At 70.6% G+C, this 22,075-nt stretch carries 22 protein-coding genes; 4 read left to right on the forward strand and 18 right to left on the reverse strand.

From position 1 onward, the window contains the following. Positions 1–104: 104 nt before the first annotated feature. From ACZ4XD_RS22430 to clpS, 8 genes are all read right to left on the reverse strand, one after another. Entirely contained in the window at positions 105–857 is a 753-nt protein-coding gene (locus ACZ4XD_RS22430; RefSeq protein ID WP_468044639.1) for an MBL fold metallo-hydrolase, read from the reverse strand. Between the two features lie 344 nt (positions 858–1,201). Further along, positions 1,202–2,152: a PLP-dependent cysteine synthase family protein gene (locus tag ACZ4XD_RS22435; protein WP_467155545.1), complete on the reverse strand. Its 951-nt coding sequence runs from the start codon at positions 2,150–2,152 to the stop codon at positions 1,202–1,204. A 1-nt stretch (position 2,153) separates the two neighbouring features. Continuing rightward, positions 2,154–2,432 carry a MoaD/ThiS family protein gene (locus tag ACZ4XD_RS22440; RefSeq protein ID WP_147246793.1) on the reverse strand — a complete coding sequence of 93 codons (279 nt, stop codon included), beginning with the start codon at positions 2,430–2,432 and terminating at the stop codon, positions 2,154–2,156. Between the two features lie 131 nt (positions 2,433–2,563). Further along, positions 2,564–2,737, reverse strand: a complete 174-nt coding sequence (locus ACZ4XD_RS22445) for a putative leader peptide (protein WP_362830276.1) — start codon at positions 2,735–2,737, stop codon at positions 2,564–2,566. A gap of 84 nt (positions 2,738–2,821) precedes the next feature. Continuing rightward, on the reverse strand, positions 2,822–3,247 hold the full coding sequence (locus ACZ4XD_RS22450) for a M67 family metallopeptidase (RefSeq protein WP_468044642.1): 426 nt from the start codon (positions 3,245–3,247) through the stop codon (positions 2,822–2,824). Positions 3,248–3,348: 101 nt separating this feature from the next. Beyond that, positions 3,349–4,788 (reverse strand): amino acid permease, encoded by a 1,440-nt coding sequence (locus ACZ4XD_RS22455; RefSeq protein WP_468044644.1) that lies wholly within the window; start codon positions 4,786–4,788, stop codon positions 3,349–3,351. A 321-nt stretch (positions 4,789–5,109) separates the two neighbouring features. Then, positions 5,110–5,703 carry a DUF2017 domain-containing protein gene (locus ACZ4XD_RS22460; protein ID WP_468044646.1) on the reverse strand — a complete coding sequence of 198 codons (594 nt, stop codon included), beginning with the start codon at positions 5,701–5,703 and terminating at the stop codon, positions 5,110–5,112. Beyond that, entirely contained in the window at positions 5,700–6,053 is a 354-nt protein-coding gene (clpS, locus tag ACZ4XD_RS22465) for an ATP-dependent Clp protease adapter ClpS (protein ID WP_468044648.1), read from the reverse strand. The genes ACZ4XD_RS22460 and clpS overlap by 4 nt, the downstream gene beginning before the upstream one ends. Positions 6,054–6,205: 152 nt before the next feature. Here clpS and ACZ4XD_RS22470 point away from each other — a divergent pair, with 152 nt between their 5' ends. After that, positions 6,206–7,534 carry a nicotinate phosphoribosyltransferase gene (locus ACZ4XD_RS22470; protein ID WP_468044650.1) on the forward strand — a complete coding sequence of 443 codons (1,329 nt, stop codon included), beginning with the start codon at positions 6,206–6,208 and terminating at the stop codon, positions 7,532–7,534. A 186-nt stretch (positions 7,535–7,720) separates the two neighbouring features. Further along, positions 7,721–8,317 (forward strand): isochorismatase family protein, encoded by a 597-nt coding sequence (locus ACZ4XD_RS22475; protein ID WP_468044652.1) that lies wholly within the window; start codon positions 7,721–7,723, stop codon positions 8,315–8,317. An 8-nt stretch (positions 8,318–8,325) separates the two neighbouring features. Here the strand turns inward: ACZ4XD_RS22475 and ACZ4XD_RS22480 are convergent, their stop codons facing one another. Together ACZ4XD_RS22480 and ACZ4XD_RS22485 are read right to left on the reverse strand one after the other, a co-directional pair. Then, on the reverse strand, positions 8,326–8,712 hold the full coding sequence (locus ACZ4XD_RS22480; protein ID WP_468044654.1) for a hypothetical protein: 387 nt from the start codon (positions 8,710–8,712) through the stop codon (positions 8,326–8,328). 122 nt (positions 8,713–8,834) lie between these two features. Beyond that, positions 8,835–11,225 carry an immune inhibitor A domain-containing protein gene (locus ACZ4XD_RS22485; protein ID WP_468044656.1) on the reverse strand — a complete coding sequence of 797 codons (2,391 nt, stop codon included), beginning with the start codon at positions 11,223–11,225 and terminating at the stop codon, positions 8,835–8,837. Between the two features lie 396 nt (positions 11,226–11,621). On the opposite strand from ACZ4XD_RS22485, the gene ACZ4XD_RS22490 reads away from it, so the two are divergent. After that, positions 11,622–11,960, forward strand: a complete 339-nt coding sequence (locus ACZ4XD_RS22490; RefSeq protein ID WP_468044658.1) for a hypothetical protein — start codon at positions 11,622–11,624, stop codon at positions 11,958–11,960. Here ACZ4XD_RS22490 and ACZ4XD_RS22495 read toward each other — a convergent pair. Together ACZ4XD_RS22495 and ACZ4XD_RS22500 are read right to left on the reverse strand one after the other, a co-directional pair. Continuing rightward, the gene (locus ACZ4XD_RS22495) at positions 11,952–12,797 is read right to left on the reverse strand and encodes an RDD family protein (protein ID WP_468044660.1); all 846 of its coding nucleotides are present in this window, start codon (positions 12,795–12,797) and stop codon (positions 11,952–11,954) included. The two genes, ACZ4XD_RS22490 and ACZ4XD_RS22495, sit on opposite strands and share 9 nt — an antisense overlap. A 92-nt stretch (positions 12,798–12,889) precedes the next feature. Further along, positions 12,890–14,467: an RDD family protein gene (locus ACZ4XD_RS22500; protein WP_468044662.1), complete on the reverse strand. Its 1,578-nt coding sequence runs from the start codon at positions 14,465–14,467 to the stop codon at positions 12,890–12,892. 237 nt (positions 14,468–14,704) lie between these two features. Here ACZ4XD_RS22500 and ACZ4XD_RS22505 point away from each other — a divergent pair, with 237 nt between their 5' ends. Further along, positions 14,705–15,181, forward strand: coding sequence for an SsgA family sporulation/cell division regulator (locus ACZ4XD_RS22505; protein ID WP_468044664.1), 477 nt, complete (start codon positions 14,705–14,707; stop codon positions 15,179–15,181). A 117-nt stretch (positions 15,182–15,298) separates the two neighbouring features. Here the strand turns inward: ACZ4XD_RS22505 and ACZ4XD_RS22510 are convergent, their stop codons facing one another. The 6 genes from ACZ4XD_RS22510 to ACZ4XD_RS22535 form a co-directional block, all read right to left on the reverse strand. Beyond that, positions 15,299–16,744 (reverse strand): dihydrolipoyl dehydrogenase family protein, encoded by a 1,446-nt coding sequence (locus ACZ4XD_RS22510; RefSeq protein WP_468044666.1) that lies wholly within the window; start codon positions 16,742–16,744, stop codon positions 15,299–15,301. Between the two features lie 82 nt (positions 16,745–16,826). After that, entirely contained in the window at positions 16,827–17,120 is a 294-nt protein-coding gene (locus ACZ4XD_RS22515; protein ID WP_468044668.1) for a ribosomal protein L7/L12, read from the reverse strand. Positions 17,121–17,129: 9 nt separating this feature from the next. Next, positions 17,130–17,453, reverse strand: coding sequence for a hypothetical protein (locus ACZ4XD_RS22520; protein WP_052718969.1), 324 nt, complete (start codon positions 17,451–17,453; stop codon positions 17,130–17,132). 66 nt (positions 17,454–17,519) lie between these two features. Continuing rightward, the gene (locus tag ACZ4XD_RS22525) at positions 17,520–18,491 is read right to left on the reverse strand and encodes an antibiotic biosynthesis monooxygenase (RefSeq protein WP_468044671.1); all 972 of its coding nucleotides are present in this window, start codon (positions 18,489–18,491) and stop codon (positions 17,520–17,522) included. Next, positions 18,488–21,214 carry a molybdopterin-dependent oxidoreductase gene (locus ACZ4XD_RS22530; RefSeq protein ID WP_468044673.1) on the reverse strand — a complete coding sequence of 909 codons (2,727 nt, stop codon included), beginning with the start codon at positions 21,212–21,214 and terminating at the stop codon, positions 18,488–18,490. Before ACZ4XD_RS22530 ends, ACZ4XD_RS22525 begins: the two co-directional genes overlap by 4 nt. Continuing rightward, positions 21,211–22,038 carry an FAD binding domain-containing protein gene (locus tag ACZ4XD_RS22535; RefSeq protein WP_468044675.1) on the reverse strand — a complete coding sequence of 276 codons (828 nt, stop codon included), beginning with the start codon at positions 22,036–22,038 and terminating at the stop codon, positions 21,211–21,213. Before ACZ4XD_RS22535 ends, ACZ4XD_RS22530 begins: the two co-directional genes overlap by 4 nt. Positions 22,039–22,075: the final 37 nt, after the last annotated feature.

Below are 22,075 nucleotides of genomic sequence, written 5' to 3' on the forward strand. Positions count from 1 at the left end.
CCCCCCCCCCCCCCCCCCCCCCCCCCCCCCCCCCCCCCCCCCCCCCCCCCCCCCCCCCCCCCCCCCCCCCCCCCCCCCCCCCCCCCCCCCCCCCCGCCGTGCACTCAGATCTCGTACACCGCGCCCGCCTTGGCGGCCTCGACCGGGCCGTCGTAGACCTTCTGGGCGTCGCGGATGCTGATGTCCGGGTCGGTCCACGGGGGGATGTGGGTCAGCACCAGCCGGCCGACGCCGGCCCGTCGGGCGGTCTCGCCGGCCTCCCGGCCGTTGAGGTGCAGATCCGGGATGTCTTCCTTGCCGTAGGTGAAGGACGCCTCGCACAGGAAGAAGTCGGCGCCCTCGGCGAGCGACTCCAGTGCCGCGCAGGGGCCGGTGTCCCCGGAGTACGTCAGGGTGCGGCCGCCGTGCTCGATGCGGAAGCCGAAGGCCTCGACCGGGTGCCTGACGTGTTCCGTACGGATCGTGAACGGGCCGATGGTGACGGTGCCGGGGGTCAGGGTGCGGAAGTCGAAGACCTCGCTCATCGCGCCGTCGTGCGGCACATCGGCGTGTGCGGCGGTCAGCCGCTGCTCGGTGCCGGCCGGTCCGTAGACCGGCATCGGCGCACAACGGCCGCCGTCCGGGCGGTAGTAGCGGACGACGAAATAGCCGCACAAATCGATGCAGTGGTCTGCATGCAGATGCGACAGGAGCACGGCATCCAGGTCATAGAGGCCGGTGTGGCGCTGCAACTCGCCCAGGGCGCCGTTGCCCATGTCGAGGAGCAGCCTGAAGCCGTCGGCCTCCAGGAGGTAGCTCGAGCAGGCCGATTCCATGGAAGGGAACGAGCCCGAGCATCCGACGACAGTGAGCTTCATACGGGCGTGAACCTCCGTGGGCGGGGGCGGCGGTCAGGGGCCTCCCCCTGCTCGAACCCAGTGAGCGCTCGGGGAAGGTCCGTGCGGGTGTCCCGGCGGGTCCCTGCCGGGGTGGTGCCGGATCCTTGGCGGTCTGTGCGGTGCCCACGAGCGTAAGCCGCAAAAGGTCCTGTGGCGCCTCCAGCGGGGCGAGCTGTGGGCGGAATCACCAGTCTGGGCTGTCGCCCCGTACGCCCGTACGCCCGTACGCAGGGACCGGTGCCGCCGCGGAGGGATACCGGCCCGCCGCCGTCCGCGGAGTGCCCCCGGTCCTCACCCGGGGGCAGCCCGGAATCCGCCCCGTGCTACGCCCAGAGCTGGCCCTGGAGGGTGGCGATGGCGGCCTCGGTCGTCTCGGCGGTGTAGACGCCGGTGGAGAGGTACTTCCAGCCGCCGTCGGCGACGACGAAGACGATGTCGGCGCTCTGCCCCGCCTTGACCGCCTTCTTGGCGACGCCGATCGCGGCGTGCAGTGCCGCGCCGGTGGAGATGCCCGCGAAGATGCCTTCCTCGGCGAGGAGTTCGCGGGTGCGGCGGACCGCGTCCTCGGAGCCGACCGAGAAGCGGGTGGTGAGCACGGACTCGTCGTAGAGCTCGGGGATGAAGCCCTCGTCGAGGTTGCGCAGACCGTAGACGACATCGTCGTAGCGCGGTTCGGCGGCGACGATCTGGACGCCGGGGACCTGCTCGCGCAGATAGCGGCCGACGCCCATGAGCGTGCCGGTGGTGCCCAGACCGGCCACGAAATGGGTGACCGAGGGGAGGTCGGCGAGGATCTCCGGGCCGGTGGTGGCGTAGTGCGCACCGGCGTTGTCGGGGTTGCCGTACTGGTAGAGCATCACCCAGTCGGGGTGCTCGGCGGACAGCTCCTTGGCGACCTTGACGGCCGTGTTGGAGCCGCCGGCCGCGGGCGAGGAGATGATCTCGGCGCCCCACATGGCGAGCAGCTCGCGCCGCTCGGAGGAGGTGTTCTCCGGCATGACGCACACGATGCGGTAGCCCTTGAGCTTGGCCGCCATGGCGAGCGAGATGCCGGTGTTGCCGCTGGTCGGTTCGAGGATGGTGCAGCCGGGGGTGAGCCGGCCGTCCTTCTCGGCCTGTTCGATCATGTGCAGCGCGGGCCGGTCCTTGACCGAGCCCGTGGGGTTGCGGTCCTCCAGCTTCGCCCAGATACGGACGTCCTCGGAGGGTGAGAGGCGCGGGAGGCGGACGAGAGGGGTGTTCCCGACCGCCGCCAGCGGGGAGTCGTAACGCATCTCAGACCATGCCGCCGGCCACGGCCGGGAGGATCGTCACGTTGTCGCCGTCGGCGAGCTTGGTGGAGATGCCCTCCAGGAAGCGGACGTCCTCGTCGTTGAGGTAGACGTTCACGAAGCGGCGCAGCTGCTCGCCGTCGACCAGGCGCTCGCGGATACCGGTGTGCCGGCTCTCCAGGTCGGTGAAGAGGTCGGCGAGGGTGTCTCCGCTGCCCTCGACGGCCTTCTGGCCGTCGGTGTAGGTGCGCAGGATGGTCGGGATTCGGACCTCGATGGCCATGGGAGTGCTCCTGTGGGAGTGCGGTGGCGGATGCGGTGCGTCCCGGGTGCACGGCGGGCGGCAGGCCGGGAGGGCGTCGGGTGACGCGGGAAGTGCGGGGTCGCGCGGGACGTGCGCCCGTACGGGCCGGGTCAGGCGCCGGCGCAGCGCGGACAGATGGCGCTGGAAAGGCGGCACAGGTCCACGTGCAGCCGTGCGGCTCCGCAGCCGAACGCGCCGAGCAGCGCGGATGCGGAGCGACGCGTGGCGAGCGGAGCGTGCAGCAGCATGCCCGTCCTCTTCTCGCTCACGTCGTGGTCAACCATGCGGTCATCGTATCGATTCCCGGTCCGGGTATTGGAACCTCGTCCCATGATGCGGACGATTGGTGTACGCCAGGTGGGACGCGCTCAGGAGTACTCCGCCACGACCTCGACCTCTTCCTCCGTGACCTCGCCGTCCACGATCCTGAAGGAGCGGAACTGGAAGGGTCCGGCGTCATCGGCGTCAGCGGTGGAAACCAGGACATAGTGGGCGCCGGGCTCGTTCGCGTACGAGATGTCGGTGCGCGAGGGGTAGGCCTCGGTGGCGGTGTGCGAGTGGTAGATGATCACCGGCTCCTCGTCCCGGTCGTCCATCTCGCGGTAGAGCTTGAGCAGGTCGGAGGAGTCGAACTCATAGAAGGTGGGCGAGCGGGCGGCGTTCAGCATCGGGATGAACCGCTCGGGCCGGCCGCTGCCCGCCGGGCCCGCGACCACGCCACACGCCTCGTCGGGGTGGTCCTGGCGGGAGTGCTCGACGATCTGGTCGAAGAGGGCCTTGGTGAGGGTCAGCATGGCGCCAAGAATAGCCAGCGGGCCCGTACGTACCGAAGAGTGGTACATACGGGCCCGCATGCTGGACAGCCGGGCGGTTTCACCGGCGTCCGGGGTGCTGCCTAGCTCTTGGTGTCCGCGCCGGCCGCCAGCAGCGCCGCATCCCGCCGCTTGATGCAGAGGTAGCCGACGCCCAGGATGAGCGCCCACACGGGAGCCGCGTAGAGGGAGATCCGGGCGTCCTTGTCGACACCCATCATCACGATCACCATGCCGATGAAGGCCAGCGCGAAGATCGAGGTGAAGGGGCTGCCGGGGGCCTTGAACTCGGACTGCGGCAGCTCGCCGCGGTTCGCCTTGGCGCGGTAGCGCAGCTGCGAGGCCAGGATGACGATCCACGCCCACATACCGGAGATGGTGGCGAAGGAGACGACGTAGTTGAACGCCTCACCGGGCCACTGGTAGTTGATGTAGACGCCGAACAGCATCATCGCGACCGAGACGCCGGTGCCCCAGGTGGGCAGGCCGTTCTTGCTCAGCCGGGTGAAGAACTTCGGTCCCTGGCCGTTGAGCGCGAGGTCGCGCAGCATCCGGCCGGTGGAGTACATGCCCGAGTTCGCCGAGGAGAGCGCGGCGGTCAGCACGACGAAGTTGACGATGCCCGCGCCGGCCGGCAGCCCGATCTGCTGGAAGGCGGCGACGAACGGGCTGACGCCCGGCTTGAAGGCCGTCCAGCTGACGACGGACAGGATGATGATCAGCGCACCGATGTAGAAGAGGCCGATCCGCCACGGCACGGTGTTGATGGCCTTGGGCAGGACCTTCTTCGGGTCGGTCGCCTCGCCCGCGGTGACGCCGACGAGTTCGACGGCGAGGAAGGCGAACATCACGATCTGAAGCGTCATCAGCGTGCCGCCGATGCCCTTGGGGAAGAAGCCGCCGTCGGACCACAGAAGCGTGAAGGAGGCGGTGTCACCGGCGTCGGAGAAGCCGAGGGTGATCACGCCGAGGCCGATCAGGATCATGCCGATGATCGCGGTGACCTTGACCATCGAGAACCAGAACTCCAGCTCACCGAAGATCTTCACGGAGATCAGGTTGATACCGAAGAGCGCACACGTGAAGACGAGTGCCGAGGCCCATTGCGGTATGTCCTTGTTCCAGTACTGCACATACGTGGCGGCGGCGGTCACTTCGGTGATGCCGGTGACGACCCAGAAGAGCCAGTACGTCCAGCCGGTCACGAAGCCGATGAACGGGCCGAGGAATTCGCGTCCGTACTCCGAGAAGGAGCCGGAAACGGGCCGGTACATGAGCAGTTCGCCCAGGGCCCGCATGATGAAGAAGATGACGAGGCCGACGATGGCGTAGGCGAGGATGATGCTCGGCCCGGCCATCGAGATCGCCTTGCCGGCCCCGAGGAACAGGCCGGTACCGATGGCGCCACCAATGGCGATCATCTGGATCTGACGGTTTCCCAGCCCCCGCTGGTAGCCCTCCTCGGGCTCCTGCCCAGGTGCCTCATTACCGTCGTGCTGCTTGTCGACCTGCACAGAGGTCATGAGTGGTGCGCCTTTCTCCATTCCGACCCGGTCTGTCCGGATCGGGTCCCGATCCCCCCGGATGGAGTTCCTGCACGCCGACGGTCGGCCGGCTCAGCGCTCCCGCGGCGACAGGGGTGGCGTCGCTCACGGCAGGTCGTGAACATTTAACACGCGCCATCGAAGATCGACTACAGGTGGCGCGAACCGAACCATCAGGAAAATGGGACAAGTTGCGCAGAAGGCGGCAAGGCGCCCCGGGTCAGTGACGCGATCGTTATCCGGATTTGAGCATCCGCTGAGCGAACACTCGGCGAATTCCCGGGGTGGTACGCCCGAATTTCAGCCCATCAGTGACTCGACCAGCGTCTCCTGAAGGCCGCCGAGCCAGAGATACGCCATCACCATCGGCTTGCGGGGGTCGCTGTCCGGCAGCCGCAGCAGCTCGCCGCCGTCCTCCTCATCGGTGACTTCAAGCCGCGTCCCGATGGCCAGTCTGAGGTCATTGAGAGCCCCCAGCCACTGCCGGCACTCGGCGGGCTTCAGCCGCAGCTCCGCACTGCCGCCCTCGGGCGCCAGGGTGTCCAGCGCACGGATCAGCGCGAGGGCGTCCTCGCGCTTGCGGGAGCGCAGATCGTTCTCGGTGTAGCGGCGGAATTCGGCGGAGGCGGCGCGGACGTCGTCATCGGGGACGAGGTCGGGCCCGCCGTAGGCGTCGGGGAAGAGGCGGGCCAGGACCGGGTCGGCGGGCGGCTCGCTGGGACCGTCGTTGAAGACCGACGCCAGCAGATCGTCGCTCTCGCTCTCCCCGGCCTCCTCGCCCGGGCCGATCAGCTCCATCAGCTGGACCGCGAGGCTGCGCAGGATGGAGATCTCGACCTCGTCGAGCGGGACGGCGGCGCCGCCGCCGGGCAGCGGCTCGAAGTGCCCGCTCATCGGCGGTCCTGCTGAAGGGTCGCCCACAGGCCGTAGCCGTGCATCGCCTGCACGTCGCGCTCCATTTCCTCGCGGCTGCCGCTGGAGACCACCGCGCGGCCCTTGTGGTGGACGTCGAGCATCAACTGGTGCGCCTTGTCCTTGGAGTAGCCGAAGTACGACTGGAAGACGTACGAGACATAGCTCATGAGGTTGACGGGGTCGTTGTGGACGATCGTGACCCACGGGACGTCGGGTTCGGGGACCTCGAAGGGAGCCTCGCTCGACTCGGGACGTTCGATCTCGACCGGGACACTGAGCGTGCAGTGATGCGGCCGGAGCGTGATCGTGGGTGACGGGTGGGCGCTCACAGGCCCCATGCTGCCACCCGGGGGCGCACGACGCACAAATGCCCCTCGCGCGGGCCGCGTCGGCGAGCCGCACCCCAGGGCCGCGGGCGGCCTTTTGTCGCCGTCGGAGCACTATCGTCAGAGTGACGAGTATCAGGGGTAGCATCGTCCCCATGAACACAGCAGACCTGGGGCTGCCGGTGGCCGTGCCGTCGACTGCGCTCTTCACCGACCAGTACGAACTCACCATGCTTCAGGCCGCGTTGCGGTCCGGCACCGCGGACCGGCGGTCGGTCTTCGAGGTCTTCACCCGCCGGCTGCCCGAGGGCCGCCGCTACGGGGTGGTGGGCGGCACCGGCCGGGTACTGGACGCGGTGGAGAACTTCCGCTTCGACGAGACCATCCTCGGCTTCCTGCGCGAACGCGGCATCCTCGACGAGCCGACCCTGGAGTGGCTGGCCGACTTCCGTTTCCGCGGCGACATCTGGGGCTACCCGGAGGGCGAGGTCTACTTCCCCGGCTCCCCCGTCATGCGGGTCGAGGGCACCTTCGCCGAGGCGGTGCTCCTGGAGACGGTGATCCTCTCGATCCTCAACCACGACTCGGCGGTGGCCGCGGCGGCCTCCCGGATGGCGGTGGCGGCCGGTGACCGCCCGCTGATGGAGATGGGCGCCCGCCGCACCCATGAGCTGGCGGCGGTGGCCGCGTCCCGGGCCGCCTACGTCGGCGGCTTCCACACCACCTCCGACCTGGCGGCCGGTTTCCGCTACAACATCCCCACCGTCGGCACCAGCGCGCACGCCTTCACCCTGCTGCACGACACCGAGCGGGACGCCTTCACCGCGCAGGTCGACACCCTCGGCGGCGGGACGACCCTGCTCGTGGACACCTTCGACGTCACCGAGGCGGTGCGCACCGCGGTGGAGGTGGCCGGCCCGGAGCTCGGGGCCGTCCGGATCGACTCCGGCGATCTGCTGCTGATCGCCCACCGGGTGCGCCAGCAGCTGGACGAGCTGGGCGCCACCAAGACCAGGATCGTGGTCACCAGCGATCTGGACGAGTACGCCATCGCCTCGCTGGCCGCCGCCCCGGTGGACGCGTACGGCGTCGGCACCCAGCTGGTGACCGGCAGCGGGCACCCGACCTGCTCGATGGTCTACAAGCTGGTCGCCCGCGCCGACAGCGAGGAGCCCGGCGCGCCGCTGCGGCCGGTCGCGAAGAAGTCGATGGGCGCCAAGACCTCGCTCGGCGGCCGTAAGTGGGCCGCGCGCCGGCCGGACGCGGACGGCGTCGCCGAGGCCGAGGTCATCGGCACCGGGCCGGTCCCCGCCGAGCTGGCCGACCGGCAGCTGCTGGTGCCGCTGGTGAGCGCCGGGAAGGTGGTGGCCCGCGAGCCGCTGGACGCCGCCCGCGACCGGCACATCGCCGCCCGGGCCGCGCTGCCGCTGTCGGCGACCCAGCTCTCCCGCGGCGAGCCGGTGCTGCCCACCGAGTACGTCTGACCGGGCGCCGCCGACGGGGGCGCGGGGTGCCGGGTGCCGGGCGCCGTACGCCGCCCGGCACCCCGCCGTCCCGGCGGGCTCCGCCCCACTCCCGCAATCCCCGTCCAGTGGCTACCCTCGGTCACACCACCCTCGGTCACACCTCCCTCGCGCCCCTCCCCGATTCCCAGCCGGAAGGCACGCACCATGCACCGGGCATTGATCGTCGTTGATGTACAGAACGACTTCTGCGAGGGCGGCAGCCTCGCGGTGGCGGGAGGTGCGGATGTCGCGGCGGCCATCACCGATCTGGTGGGCGAGACGGCCGGCAGCTGCTACCGCTATGTCGTGGCGTCCCGGGACTACCACATCGACCCCGGTGATCACTTCTCCACGACCCCGGACTACGAGCACTCCTGGCCGGTGCACTGCGTGGCCGGCACGGAGGGCAGCGGGTTCCACCCCAATTTCGCCCCGGCGCTCGCCTCCGGCGCCGTCGACGCGGTCTTCGACAAGGGCGCCCACACCTCCGCGTACAGCGGTTTCGAGGGCGTGGACGAGAACGGCACCCCGCTCGCCGACTGGCTGCGCGCGCACTCCGTCAGCGAGGTCGATGTGGTCGGTATCGCCACCGACCACTGTGTCCGCGCCACCGCCCTGGACGCGCTCCGCGCCGGGCTGCGCACCCATGTCCTGCTGGATCTGACCGCCGGGGTCGCCGCGCACAGCACCGAGCGGGCGCTGGCGGAGCTGCGCGCGGCGGGCGCCGAGCTGACCGGCAAACCGGTCCTCATCGACGCCTGAGGGGCCCGTCAGGCGGCCGGACGTTCGTTCCCCTCGGCCGGCCCGGTCTCCACGGCCGGGCGGGCCGGCTGGGGCCGCAGCAGCGCCCGTATGGGATGCCAGGACTCGGTGTCGTCGTCCGGGGCCTCGCGCCAGACCAGGCCGTCGGGATGGTGCAGCACGGCCGTGATCTCGTCGGGCGTGGGCGGCTCGGTGTTGCCGCGCAGGTAGACGGACCGCAGACCGAGGTTGCGCAGCCTGGTCAGGGCGCGCTGTCGGTTCACGGCATGGACCAGGACCCGGACCCGGCAACCGCAGTCGTACAGGCCGGCCCGGGCGCCGTGCGGCGGCCTGGGCAGCGAGAGGGCGACCACCACGCTTCCGCCGGGAAGCCTGATGAAACCACCACCGGACATCTTCATATCTCCCCCGTGAGACTTCGCGTCAACAAGGAACTGTAGAACGCATCTAAACGCTAATCGGCCGCCGCCCGCTAGTGGGCGACGGCCGAACAGCATCTGACCTGCGGATTTACCTTTTACTTACCGGCAGAGCCGATCCGCAGCGTCACCGTGGAGCCGTCCCGGGCCTCCTTGGTGACCTTGATCCGGGTGTTGGTGTCAGGAACGATCACACCACCGGTCGGGTTCGCCTTGTCGTAGTAGACGCCGTGCCGGTCGTCGAAGAGCGTCACGCCCTTCTTCGAGGCGATCTTCACCTCCTTGCCGTCCCGGTGCAGCGTGAGGCCGTCGGTCCGGAAGCGGGTGAAGGTCGAGTCGTAGGACTGGAAGCGGTTGCGCATCAGCTTGCCGTCCGCCCAGCGCTCGGCCTTGGGATGCGCGTCGACCGGCAGGATCTGCCCGTGGCCCGGGTGCAGGCCGACGTTGTTGTCCGCCTGCGAGGTGTCCCACAGCCAGATCAGCACACCGTTCTGGTACGGGAAGTGCTCCACCCAGCCCGGCTTGGCGGTGGTCCAGCCGAAGTTGTACGGGCCGACCTTGAGGGTCTTGTCGTACGACACGTACTGGCGGTTCTCCGCGATGTAGTACTGCGGGTAGTCCTTGGTGAAGGACGCGCCGAGGCGCGAGAAGCCCTTGGCGGTCCAGCCGTTGTCGTCGCCCTCGGCGTTGTCGCTGAACAGCGGCTTGCCGTCGGCGACCACGCTGACGGTGTCGGCCGCGAAGCCCTTCTGGGCCGCGCCGCCGTCGGTCTGGTAGCGGAAGCGCAGGTCGATCTTCTTGCCCGCGTAGGCGTCCAGCGGGTAGACGAGGTCCTGGTAGGCGGCCACGGTGCCGGTCAGGGCGGGCTTGTCGCTGCCGTCGCGCGGGATGGCCTTGCCGGCCGCGGTCCCGTCCAGGGCCGTCCAGTTGCTGCCGCCGTCGGTGGAGACCTCGGCGTAGAGGTAGTCGTAGTCCTTCTCGATGTCCCACCAGCCCTTGAGCGTCAGCGACGCCTTGGCCTTACCGGTGAGGTCCACCGGCCGGGACAGGGTGTTCTTGAGGTTGTCGCCCATGTTGCTCCACCACTGCTTGGAGCCTTCCGCGGGCTGCACGATGTCGGTCTTGACCGCCTTGGCCGGCAGCTCGACGACCACCGCCTGCTTGTTCTTGGTGTTGTACTCGGCGACGCCCAGCTTGTGGGTGGACTTCTTCGCGGCCTTCGCCTTGCCGTAGTTGAGCCAGCCCAGCTGGAGCTTGTCCCAGGCGCTCATGTCGCCGGGCAGGTCACCGATGGAGTCCTTGCCGGTGCCGAGCCAGGAGCCGCCCGACATCAGCGACCAGAAGTCCACCGAGGACTCACCGGTGCCGGAGGTGTCGTACTCGTCCGGCAGGCCCAGGTCGTGACCGTACTCGTGGGCGAAGACGCCGAGTCCGCCGTTCTCCGGCTGCATCGTGTAGTCGCCGACCCAGATGCCGGTGTCGCCGATCTGGGTGCCGCCCGCCTTGTTCGCGCCGGGGCCGGTCTTGCCGGCGTCGGTGCCGTACGCGTACCAGCGGTGCGCCCAGATGGCGTTGGTCTTCTGGACGCCGCCGCCGGCGGACTCGTCCTCACCGGCGTGCACGATCTGGAAGTGGTCGATGTACCCGTCGGGCTCGTTGAAGTTGCCGTCGCCGTCGTGGTCGTAGCGGTCCCACCGGTCGTACTTGGCGAGGTCCGTCTTGATCTGCGCGTCGGTGCGGCCGGCCGCCTTCTGGTTCTTGGCCCACTGGTTGACGCCGTCGCGGATCAGGTCCCAGGCGCTGGAGCAGTTGGTCTGGCCGCAGTAGTTGGACCCGTAACGGGCCTCGTTCCAGTCGACCTTGACCCAGTCGGAGACCTCGCCCTGGACGGAGTAGCGGCCCGAGGACTGCTTCTCGTAGTACTTGGCCAGCGACTGCTTCTTCTTGTCGTGCGAGAAGTAGAGGTCCTGGAAGTGCTTCCGGTTGAAGTCCTTCTGCCAGGCCGTGCTGTTGTCCTTGGCACGGTCCGGCTCGGCTATCTGGTTGTGCGCCGGGCCGGGGTCGCCGCCGTACTTCTTCACCGGGGGCTTGGGGCCGTCGCCGTCCGGGTCGAACATCGTGGTGTTGTCGACCTTGTCGCCGAAGTCCACCAGGACGGTGAAGATCTTGTCGGTCTTCTGCCGGGCCAGCTCGACGTACTTGCTCTTGCCGAGCTTGACGACCCGGGAGCCGTTCCGCTCGGTCGCCGTGGCGTCGCCGGAGATGACCTGCTGGAGCGCTTCCTTGCGCTGGGCCGCCTGCCGGGCACTGAACGGGCCCTTGAGGTCATGGTTCACGGCCCGCTCGGGAGCCGGGTCATGACGCTTGGCGACCGGCGACGGTCCCTGCGCGTCGGCCGCCGCCACCCCCGAAGAAAAAGCGGCCGCCCCGATCGCGGCGATTGCCGTGGCCAGGGCGGCCGATCTGAACACCCGTCTGCTGTCTCTCACTTGGCGCTGTCCTCCCCATCGAACCGGTCACTGTTCGAGGGCATTCGACCGGAAGTACGATGAAAAAGACAGATCTTGACTTGGGCACGTCAGCGAAGTACGTTACTCGGTCCGCGAGTTGCGGCTATCGGACGTCGGGCAGCGGCATGCCGTCGGACGCGGATTCGTCGGGCAGGGGCCCGGTGTATATGCCCGCCGGGCATGCGCCCCCGCCCCCAGCTGCCAGGACGTCACAACGCCCGGGAAATCACCACGGCGTTGTGCGCCCCCTGTGCCCCGAACCGTGGGTTAGGTCACGCTTACCCGGCGTTCCGCTCGGGCATTGACGACCGTAGGCTCCTTTTCCGGCGCGCCCTGACCGACACCCCCTGCCGACCCTCCGAGGACGGATCCGCCATGCCTCGTCCGACCGCCGCACAGCTCGCCTACGGTTCGGCCACCGTCTTTTTCTCCACCCTCGCGATGCTGCTGCTCTCCCAGACGGAGACCGGCATCGGGGTCGCGGTCATCGCCATCGCCGGGCTCGGGCTCGGGCTGCTGGTCGCCATGACGGTGCCGATGCCCGGGGTGTCACGGGTGGTCCGCCGGCATGTCGTACGGAACGGGCCGCCCGCGCCGTCCGCCCCGTTGGAGGCCGTTCCCACGCCGTCCGAGCGCCCCCGGCCCGCCGCTTGGAGCGGCCTCGCCCGGTCGGCCGGCGCCGGTGAGGCCCGGATCGGCGAACACTCACGCTGACTTGGCGGCCGGCTCCGTCTCCGTGGACACCACCACGGTCTTCGCCGCCTTGTCGTGCAGACACTGCTGGTACGGCTTGTCCCAGGTACACCACAGCACGTTGATCAGCCAGAAGATGAAGCCGCAGCACGGCACGATCTCCGGCAGCGAATAGACCGCGGCCCGCACCCAGCCCGGCTGGCCGTGCGGGATCGACCCGTCCGCGAGCATCGCCACCCGGATCTTCATCGCCATCTTGCCGACGGTCTGGCCGCGGCTGCTGAGCATCAGGCCCTCGTAGATCAGATACACCAGCAAGGTGACGCCGGAGACCGTGGACTGCCGGCCGGCCATGTCACCGTCGGTGGTGAAGAAGTCCACCCCGCCGACGATCGCGGTCATGATCAGCCAGACCGGCACCCCGACGATGATCGCGTCGATGATGCGCGCCACGAGCCGGCGGCCGCGGTTCGCCAGCGGCGGCATCCCGGCCAGCGGATCGGCCACTCCGTACTGCCCGCCGTAGGGATCCCCGGCATACGGGCCACCGCCGTACGGACCGCCCGCGTACGGGCCGCCGGCACCGGGCGGCGGGGTGCCACCGGGTGGCGGGGTGCCCCAGGACGGCGGGGTGCCACCGGGCGGCGGCGCGCCCTCCGGGGGTGGCGGCGCACCGCCTTGACCGCCCGTACCGCTGCCGCCCGCATCGCCGCCGTGCGGCGCGTTGTTGCGGGGCGAGCCGTTCTCCCGGGGCGCGCTGTTGCGGGGGGCGCCGCCCGCCGGGGGCTCCTGCGGCTTCTGGAACGGATCGTTCTCCGGCGGCTCACCGGGGCCGGGCCGGGGCTGGTCGGTACTCATGGCCCGAGTCGACGCCATCTCGCGGCCCGCCGCATCCGGCGAGGTCCGTTCGGGGGAACGGCCGGTGCGGCGGCCCCGCCCCGCGCCGGGGGTCAGCCGGAGGCGACGAAGGTCCGGGCCAGCTTGTCGTGCCAGCACTGGCGCCACGGCCGGTCGAACAGGCACCAGACGACGTTCAGCACGCCGATGACGAGGACGCCGAGCACGCTGTAGAGGAACCAGCGCTTGAGCGCGGCGCCGAGGGTCGGGGTGTCGTGGCTCTCGATGTCGAGGACCCGTACGCCGCACAGCTTCTTGCCCAGGGTGCGGCCCCACTTGAGGGTCGGCAGCGCCTCGTAGAGCGCACCGCCGATCAGCAGGACGGCCAGGATCGTGGCGAAGACCGGTGTCGTGGTGCCGTCGACCAGATAGACCGTCACCTGGCGGCCGGACTGCTTGGCCGCCTCGACCTTGGCGTCGAGGTGGTCGGTGACCGTGCCCCACATCGGGACGGCGACCGCGGCGGTGAGCGCGCCCAGCACCAGCGTGTCGATCAGCCGGGCCGCGAACCTGCGGCCGAGACCGGCCGGGTGGCCCTGCGCGGCCTGCGCCATGGCCGCGAAGGGGTCGGCGGCGGTCGGCGGCTTCCAGGGGATGACCCCGTCGGCGTCGGCGCCCTGCGGACCGGGCCGGGCCGCCGCGGCACCGCCCTGCGGCGGCACACCGGCGGCGGGTGCGGCCGCCTGCTGTACGGGCTGCTGCTGCACCGGGGCCTGCGGGGCGGGACGCTGCGGGGCGGCGTTCTGCTGGGCCGGCGTCTGCGGGGCAGGACGCTGCGGGGCGGGGCTCTGCTGGGCCGGCGTCTGCGGGGCCGGGCTCTGCGGCGCGGGGCTCTGCTGGGCGGGACTGTTCTGCGGTCGGTCGCCGCCGGCCGGCAGCGACTGCGGGGAGGCGTCATCGGGCGCGGCGGACGGGGGCCGGCCGCCGCCCGCGACGCGGATCGCCATCGTCTCGTTGCCCTTGGCGGGCTTGCCGCCCTCGGGCCGTACCGCGCGGATCGCGGTGGTGCCCTGGTCGCCGGAGTTGCCGCCGCGGCGGGCGGCCGGGTTCACGGCGCGGATGGCGACCGTCCCGTCGGACGGGACCCCCGGGCCCTGCGCGGCGGCGCCGGGCACCTCACCGGCCGCGGCGTCGGCCCCCTGCCCCTCGCGCTGCGGCGGCACCGCGCCCCAGGAGGCGGCGCCCGACGGCGTACCGGCGGGGGCCTGGTCCGGCGAGCCCCACGAGACCCGGCGGTCGGGCTCCCCGCCGAAGCCGGCCTGCCGGGAGGCATCGGCCTGCCAGGCGGCGGCCGGCTCGGGGCCGGTGCCGTGCAGCCGGGCCGGGTCGTCCCAGCTCGCGGGGGCGACCTCACCGCTCTGGCGTACGGCGGGCACCGCGGAGCCGCCGGCCGCCTCCTCCTCGTCGAAGAAGACCGGGCCGGTCTCCTCGACGGCGGGGGCGGGAGAGGGCGACGGGGCCACACCGGGCGGTGGGGCGGGCATCGCCTCGCCCTCGGCGGGGGCGGGCCGGCTGGTGCCCGGCACCCACGCGGCACCGTTCCAGTACCGGATGTAGCCGGGGATGGACGGGTCCGGGTAGAAGCCTGGCGTGGGGCTGCCGCCGGCGGATCCTGAGGTAGGAGCGCTCATATCCGTAGTCCCGTATCTGTACTCGGCCTGGTGGGTGTGGGGTGCAGTCTGCCGCAAGGCGGCGTCCACATCTATCAGACCCCGGGTTCCCGCGGTGGCCGTGCCCGCCGACGACCACCTGGAAGAGGCGCGGGAAAAAAGTTGTACGAAGTCGTGTAAGGGTTCGGCGGTTGGCGGCTCTCTCTCCGTGCGGGCCCGGTATCGGGGGCCCGCAGGAAGCGAAGAGAGGCGGACCCCATGCACACCGTGGTGGAAAGAGAGCTGGAGCTGGGCCTGGTCCTGTCGCCGGAGCGCAGCATTCCGGTGCCGGCCCGGCTGCGGTACCGGACGGATGACCCGTACGCCGTCCATGTCACCTTTCACATCGGTTCGGACTCCCCCGTCAGCTGGACGTTCGCCCGTGAACTCCTCGTCGAGGGCGTCTTCCGGCCGTGCGGCGACGGCGATGTGCGGGTGTGGCCGGCGAAGCCGGCCGGCCGCAGCCTGGTCTGCATAGCGCTGGACTCGCCGGACGGGCAGGCCCTGCTGGAGGCGCCGGCCGCGGCGGTCTCGGCGTGGCTGGAGCGCACGCTGCGGGTGGTGCCGCCGGGGTCCGAGCAGCGGCATCTGGGCCTCGACAAAGGGCTGAGCGCGCTGTTCGCGATGGCGTCCGGGGACGAGCTGCGGCCGGGCGGCCCCCGGCCCGTGGACGAGGCCCCGGAGCCGGGGGCATAACGGGTGGCGGACGAACGGGCCGCCGGGGAACGGGGTGTGACGGGACGACAGCCGGGCCGGGGCGCGCCGCGGCGCCGGGCGCGGACGGCGTCCGGTGCCGCACGGTCCGGCGGTGCCTCAGCCCCGGTATGCCTCCAGCAGCCGCAGCCACGCCTCGCTGATCGTGGGATAGGAGGGCACCGCGTGCCACAGCCGCTCGATGGGGACCTCACCGGCCACCGCGACGGTCGCGGCGTGCAGCAGCTCTCCGACACCGAAGCCGACGAAGGTGGCGCCCAGCAGCACCTCCCGGTCCAGGTCGACGACCATCCGGGCCCGGCCGCGGTAGCCGTCCGCGTACAGGGACGCCCCGGCCACCGCCGACAGGTCCTGGTCGACCACCCGGGTGCGGTATCCGGCCTTCTCGGCCTCGGCCGCGCTCAGGCCCACCGCGGCGGCCTCCGGGTCGCTGAAGACGACCTGCGGGACGGCGCGGAGGTCCGCGGTGGCGGCGTGCGCGCCCCAGGGGTCGGTCTCCAGGATCGGGACGCCCCGGGCGCGCGCGGCGATCGCGGCGCCGGCGATCCGGGCCTGGTACTTGCCCTGGTGGGTGAGGAGGGCGCGGTGGTTGACGTCGCCGACGCCGTAGAGCCAGCCGCCGGTGACTCCCTTCACCCGCAGGCTGTCGTCGACGTCCAGCCAGGAGCCGTGCGGCAGTCCGACCGTGTCCAGGCCGATGTCCTCGGTGCGCGGGGCCCGGCCGGTGGCGATCAGGAGCTCATCGGCGACGATCTCGTCCCCGGAGTCCAGCAGGACGGTGACCGGGCCGCCCGGGGCCTCCCGGCGCACCTCGCGCACCTCGACGCCGGTCCGCAGGAAGACCCCGGCCTCGGCGAGCGACTCCGCGACGAGGTGGCCGGCGAACGGCTCCATCCGCGGCAGCAGTCCGTCGCCGCGGACCAGCAGCGTCACGGAGGCGCCCAGGGCCCGCCAGGCGGTGGCCATCTCGACGCCGACGACCCCGCCGCCGACCACCACGAGACGGCCCGGCACGCTCTTGGCGCTGGTGGCGTCGCGGCTGGTCCAGGGCCTGGCCTCGGCGAGCCCGGGGATGGGGGGCAGCACCGCGCGGCTGCCCGTGCAGACCGCGACCGCGTGCCGGGCGGTGAGCACCCGGCCGCCGTTGACGACCACTCTGCGCGGCCCGGCCAGGCGTCCCTGGCCGCGCACCAGGTCGATACCGGCGGAGTCCAGCCAGCGGACCTGCCCGTCGTCCTTCCAGTAGGAGGTGATGGCGTCGCGATGGGCGAGTACGGCGGGCGCGTCCAGGGGGACGTCCACGGCGTCCCTGAGGCCGGGCACCCGGCGGCCCTCGGAGCGGGCGGTGACCGGGCGCAGCAGGGCCTTGCTGGGCATACACGCCCAGTAGGAGCATTCGCCGCCGACCAGCTCGCTCTCCACGATCACCGCGCTCAGCCCGGCGGCGTGGGCCCGGTCGGCGAGGTTCTCACCGGTCGGCCCCGCTCCCAGCACAATGACGTCATACGCCTCATCAGCGGCTTTGGTGGCTTCGGTCGCTGCCATCGGCTCTCGCTTCCTGCGTGGGCATGAGGTGGCCCGCTGGGGCCCGGCGGGTCCTTCTGGCCATCCTCAGCCCAACGGGCCGTCAGCGCATCCGGCGTTCGACCGCTTCCTTGGCCTCGGCGAGTCCGGAGCCGGTGACCTCGCGGTGCACCTTGATCGCCTGGATCTTCTTGCCCTGGGACAGCAGCTGGTCGATCTCGGCCATCCCGGCGGGCTGCGGCTCCTCGATGCCGGCGTGCGCCAGCAGCCGGTCGACCTTGTGTTCCAGCCGGTGGAGCCGGCGCTCCAGCGTCTTGGCGCGGCGGTCGGTGGCCGAGATCAACATGACGGCGGCGAGCGCCAGAAGGGCGATGACGACGGGGAGAACGGAATCCATGGCGGCACTCTATGAGGCGGCCGCACGTGCCATGAACACGGCAGTCGCGGCCGGGCCGTGCACGGTACCGCGGACGGCCGGTGCGCCGTCCGTGAGGATCTCGCACTCGGCATAGGCGTCCGGCCCGTCGAGGGTGAGGGTGAGCATCGGCATGGCGCCCACCCCGCGCGCGTCGGTCACCACGAACCACGGCAACTCCGGCCGGGTCACCTGCTCTTCACTGCCGGAGTCCCCGGGTGCCTGGACGGCGTAGGTGATGTCGTCGACGCCCTGGCCGGTCACCCGGAAGGTGACCATTCCCTCGCCGGGTCTGTGCGGATCGTTGATCGTCATGGGGGCAGTCAACCGTCCTTGCCCCTGCCGTGTACATCCGGGTCACGGTCCGGGCGGGGCGCTTGGTCAGGGCAGATGCCAGATCTGGGTGGTGACGAGGAAGAAGACCGCGGCCCAGAACACCATCACCGCGGCGACGAGGCCGAGTCCGATGAGGTTCGTCCGGGCCGGCGGGGCGTCCGGGCGGGGCCGCAGCCACCGCCTGAGCAGCGGGTTCACATAGAAGGGCATGGTCAGGAAGCTCATGATGAAGCTCGACAGCAGGTTGCCGATGAGCAGGTTCAGCCAGAGCGGCAGGTGCGCCGGTGACAGGGCGAGCGTCAGCAGCACCACGGTCGGATAGAGGCCGACCCAGACCGCGACGGAGGTTTTGGTCTCCGAGGGCGGCGGCGCCTCCCTGCCGTTCTCCTCGAAGGCGAACCAGCTGCCGAAGGAGTTGTCGATCGTGCGCATGCGGAAGTCATGGAACTTCTCGCCCTCCGCGAGGACTTCCTTCCGCTTGCCCGAGGTCAGCCAGGCGTCGAGGTGCTCGGCGCTGTCGAAGCGGTAGAGCGTGGTCCATTCGTCCTGAAGGCCCTCGATCGGACGGAACAGTTCGGTTCCGCGGAAGCCCTCGAAGCTGCTCTCCTCCTCGGTCATCCGACGCTGCCAGGCGAGGAATGCCTCGGTGTGGTCCGGGTGGACGCGGTGGGTGACGACGACGGTCACCAGCGGGTCCGGTGTCTGGGTGCCGCCGCTGACGACCTGCTGGGTCGCGGGGCCGTCGAGGTATTTCCGGCCGCGGTCGAGAAAGCGCTGCCGGGTGGCGCTGTTGATCCACGCCTGCAGATGGGCGATCGAGTCGAACCGGTAGACCACCACCCAGTCGGGCTGCAGGGAGGTCGGCCGGGAGATCTCGGCGCCGAGGAATCCCGCGTAACCGGCGGCAGCGGCGTTGACCTCCTCCTGCCATGCCTCGAATTCCCGCTCCAGTCCGGCGCGGACCTTCTGCCCGATGATGACCGTCGCCTCGGTGCCGGCCGGCTTTTCGGTGGTCATGTGCGCAGTCCCGTCGTCACCGGGCGGCTTTCGCTGAGCTGCCGGTAGATCCGTTCCGGGGTCAGCGGCAGGGCGCGGCAGCGGACGCCCGTGGCGTCGTGGAGCGCGTTCGCCAGCGCGGGAGCCACCGGATTGATACAGCATTCCGCGATCCCCTTCGACCGCAGGGGCCCGACGGAATCCGACGAGTCCACCAGCAGCACCTCCGTGCGGGGAATATCGGCGTAGGTGGGGATGCGGTAATTGCGGAAGTTCGGGTTGACCATGACGCCGTTCTCATCGACATGGTGATTCTCGGTCAGGGCGAAGCCGATTCCCTGGGCGACCCCGCCTTCCACCTGCCCCCGGACCTGTGCGGGGTTGATGATGACGGCGGCATCGGTCGCCTGGACGCTGTAAAGGATGCGGATCTCGCCCGTCACCGGATGGACGGCGACCCGGAATCCCTGCGCATTGGAGGTGACGCTGCGGGGGGAGCCATAGGCCTTACGGGCGGCGGAGAAGCGGATGCCGCGCGCGCGGGCGGTGGCGACGAGTTCCGCCAGCGGCACCCGCCGGTCACCGCAGACGACACTCTCGTCGTCCATCGAGCACATCACGACATGGACGCCGGAGTGGGCGGCGGCGAATTCCAGGATGCGGTCCCGGACGGCATTGGCCGCGCGGAGGACCGCATTGCCCGCCACGAAGAGTCCGGCACTCGCGAAGGCGCCGGTGTCGAATCCCGTACGGTCGGTGTCGGATTGCACCAGGCGAATGCGCGACGGCGTCGTGCCCAGCTGCTGGGCCGCGATCTGGACATGCGCGGTCGAGGTGCCCTCACCGAATTCGACGGTGCCGACCGCGAGTTCGTACACGAGATCGTCGCCGAGCGTCACCCAGGCTTCCGAAAGGTGTTCGGTCGGCGGCGCGGTCTCGTGCAGGGAACTCGCGACGCCGTTCCCGACGAGCCACCCGGGGCCGGGGGACGGCTCGCCGGCGTTGTGGGCCATCGCCTCATCCACCAGGTCGATGCACGTGGCGAGCCCGTCCTCGGTGAACACCACGTCGTCGGGGCCCTCGTCCATGGAAAGGAGCGGATCGCCCGGCCGCACGATATTGCGGCGGCGCAGTTCGAGCGGATCCATGTGCAGGGCCAGGGCGAGTTCGTCCATCGCGCATTCCACGGCGAAGGCCGGCTGGGTCATCCCGTAACCGCGCAGGGCGCCGCTCGGCACGGTGTTGGTATAGACGGAGAACGCGTCGTACTTCTTGTTGGCGCAGCGGTAGATCATGACGGCGGCGCCGCCCGCGTAGAGCGTTTCGCCGGCGTGGTTGCCGTAAGCGCCGGTGTTCGAGACATTGCGGACCTGGAGCGCGGTGAGCTTTCCGTTCGCCGTCGCGCCGAGCTTGACCGTCAGCGTCATGGGATGCCGTGGCGAGGCGGTGGTGAATTCCTCTTCCCGGGTGTATTCGAAGCAGACCGGCCGCCCGGTGTCGAGGGTGGCGAGTGCGGCCAGATCCTCCGAGATCACTTCCTGTTTGCCGCCGAATCCGCCGCCGACGCGTGCGCAGAACACCCGGAGCTGGTCCGGGCGCAGCGCGAACAGATGGGCCAGTTTGACCTTGGCGATCGACGGCGACTGCGAACTGGTGCGGACGTTCAGCCGGCCGTTCTCCATCCAGGCGATCGAGCCATGGGTCTCCAGATGCGCGTGCTGCACCCGCGGGGAGAAGTACGTGCCCTCGTGCATCACGTCCGCCTCGGCGAATCCCGCGTCGATATCGCCGATCTGTGCATGGATCTCGACCAGGGTGTTGTGAACGGGGTCCAGGACGAACGGATCGACCGCCTCGTGCAGCTGTGGCGCCCCGTCGGCCATGGCCTCTTCGGCGTCGAACACCGCGGGCAGCACCTCGTACTCCACGGCGACCCGGCGGCAGCCCTCCTCCGCCGCCCCGACGGTGTCGGCCAGGACCGCGACCACGCGCTGGCCGACGAAGCGGACCGTGCGGTCGAGGAGGTAGGTGTCGTCCGGATCCACCAGATGGTCGGTGTGGATGGCCGTGGTGAAGCGTCTGCGCGGCACGTCTTCCCAGGTGTAGACGCGGTGCACGCCGGGCACCGCGAGGGCGGCGGTCTTGTCGATCGAGACGATGCGGGCGTGCGCGTGGGGCGAGTGCAGCACCTTGAGGTGCAGCATGCCGTCGAGCTCGGTGTCCATCGTGAAGGGGGCGCGGCCGGTGACCACGTCCTCGGCCGCGGGCGCACCGACGCTCGTTCCGACGGCCTTTCCCGGTGCGGCCTTCGCCACGCCGACGACGCCTTTCACCGCGTCCTCGATCCCCCGGTAGCCGGTGCAGCGGCAGAGGTTTCCTTTCAACGCCCGCGGCAGGTCCGCTTTCTGGGCCTCGGTGAACGTGGCCGATGTCATGATCATTCCTGCGGTGCAGAAACCGCACTGGAATCCCGGGGCATCGCGGAACTGCCGCTGCACCGGATGCAGATTGCCGGGTGCGCCGAGCCCTTCGATCGTGGTCACCTCACGGCCGTCCGCGCGGAAGGCGGGGGTGATGCAGCTGTGTACGGGAGCCCCGTCCAGCCATACCGTGCAGGCGCCGCAATCGCCCGCGTCGCACCCCTTTTTGACGCCGAAGTGGCCCAGTGCGCGGAGAAAGGTACGCAGGCACTGACCGGGATCCGGTTCCTCGTCGAAGCTCTTGCCGTTCACGCGGTAGGTCATCCCGGGCCCCCAGCCATGAGTTCGCGGCGGATTTCCTCGGCGAAATGCTGCGTCAGGTGACGGCGGTGACCGGGCGACCCGTTGGGATCGTCGAACCAGATATCGGCGGGGAGGTCATCGATGCGCTGCCGCAGCGTCCGCTCATCGGGCAGGGTGTCGAATCCCATGCGGAGGGGGCGGGTGGTGCCGGCGGTAATCGTCAGCAGCAGATCGCTCGTTCCGGGCGTTTGCGTACCGATGAGGAAGACCGTCGAACGGCCGAGGCGGGTCAGCGAGAAGCGGCGGTGCGCGGTGCGTTTCCGCAGGGCGTGCGCGGGAATGTCGATACGCCGCAGGATTTCCCCAGGGGCCAGAATGTTCTCGTTGTTGCCGGTCACGAAGGAGAGGGCATCGACGGTGCGGGCGGACCCGTCGGCGGCCCAGAGGTCGTACCGCGCCTCCAGGGCGACGGTCAGCGTGATCATGGGGCCGGCCGGCAGGGACATACAGATATTGCCGCCGACGGTGGCCGCGCTCCAGACCTTGAACGAGGACAGGAACGCCTCACAGCTCTTGGTGAAAAGCGGGGCCGCGGTCCACTCCTCCGGCAGGGCACAGGCATACAGCTCGCTGATGGTGCAGGTCGCGCCGATGCCGAGGCCCGCCTCGCTCGGGACGAGGGGGTCCCAGGGCAACGCCGTCAGGTCGATCAGGCGGTGCAGGTCGGGCTGCTCCACGGAGTACAGCCAGGTGCCGCCGGCGAGCCAGGCATCGCCCGGGTGCCAGTCCGCGCCCGGCCGGGCGGCCGGTCGCCGGACGACTTCGGTGATGGTGTGGAGGTCCATGGGAATTGCTCTCCCTCACGACGAAAATCGTGCGCGC

The sequence above is a fragment of the Streptomyces sp. NPDC029466 genome, from assembly GCF_055574515.1.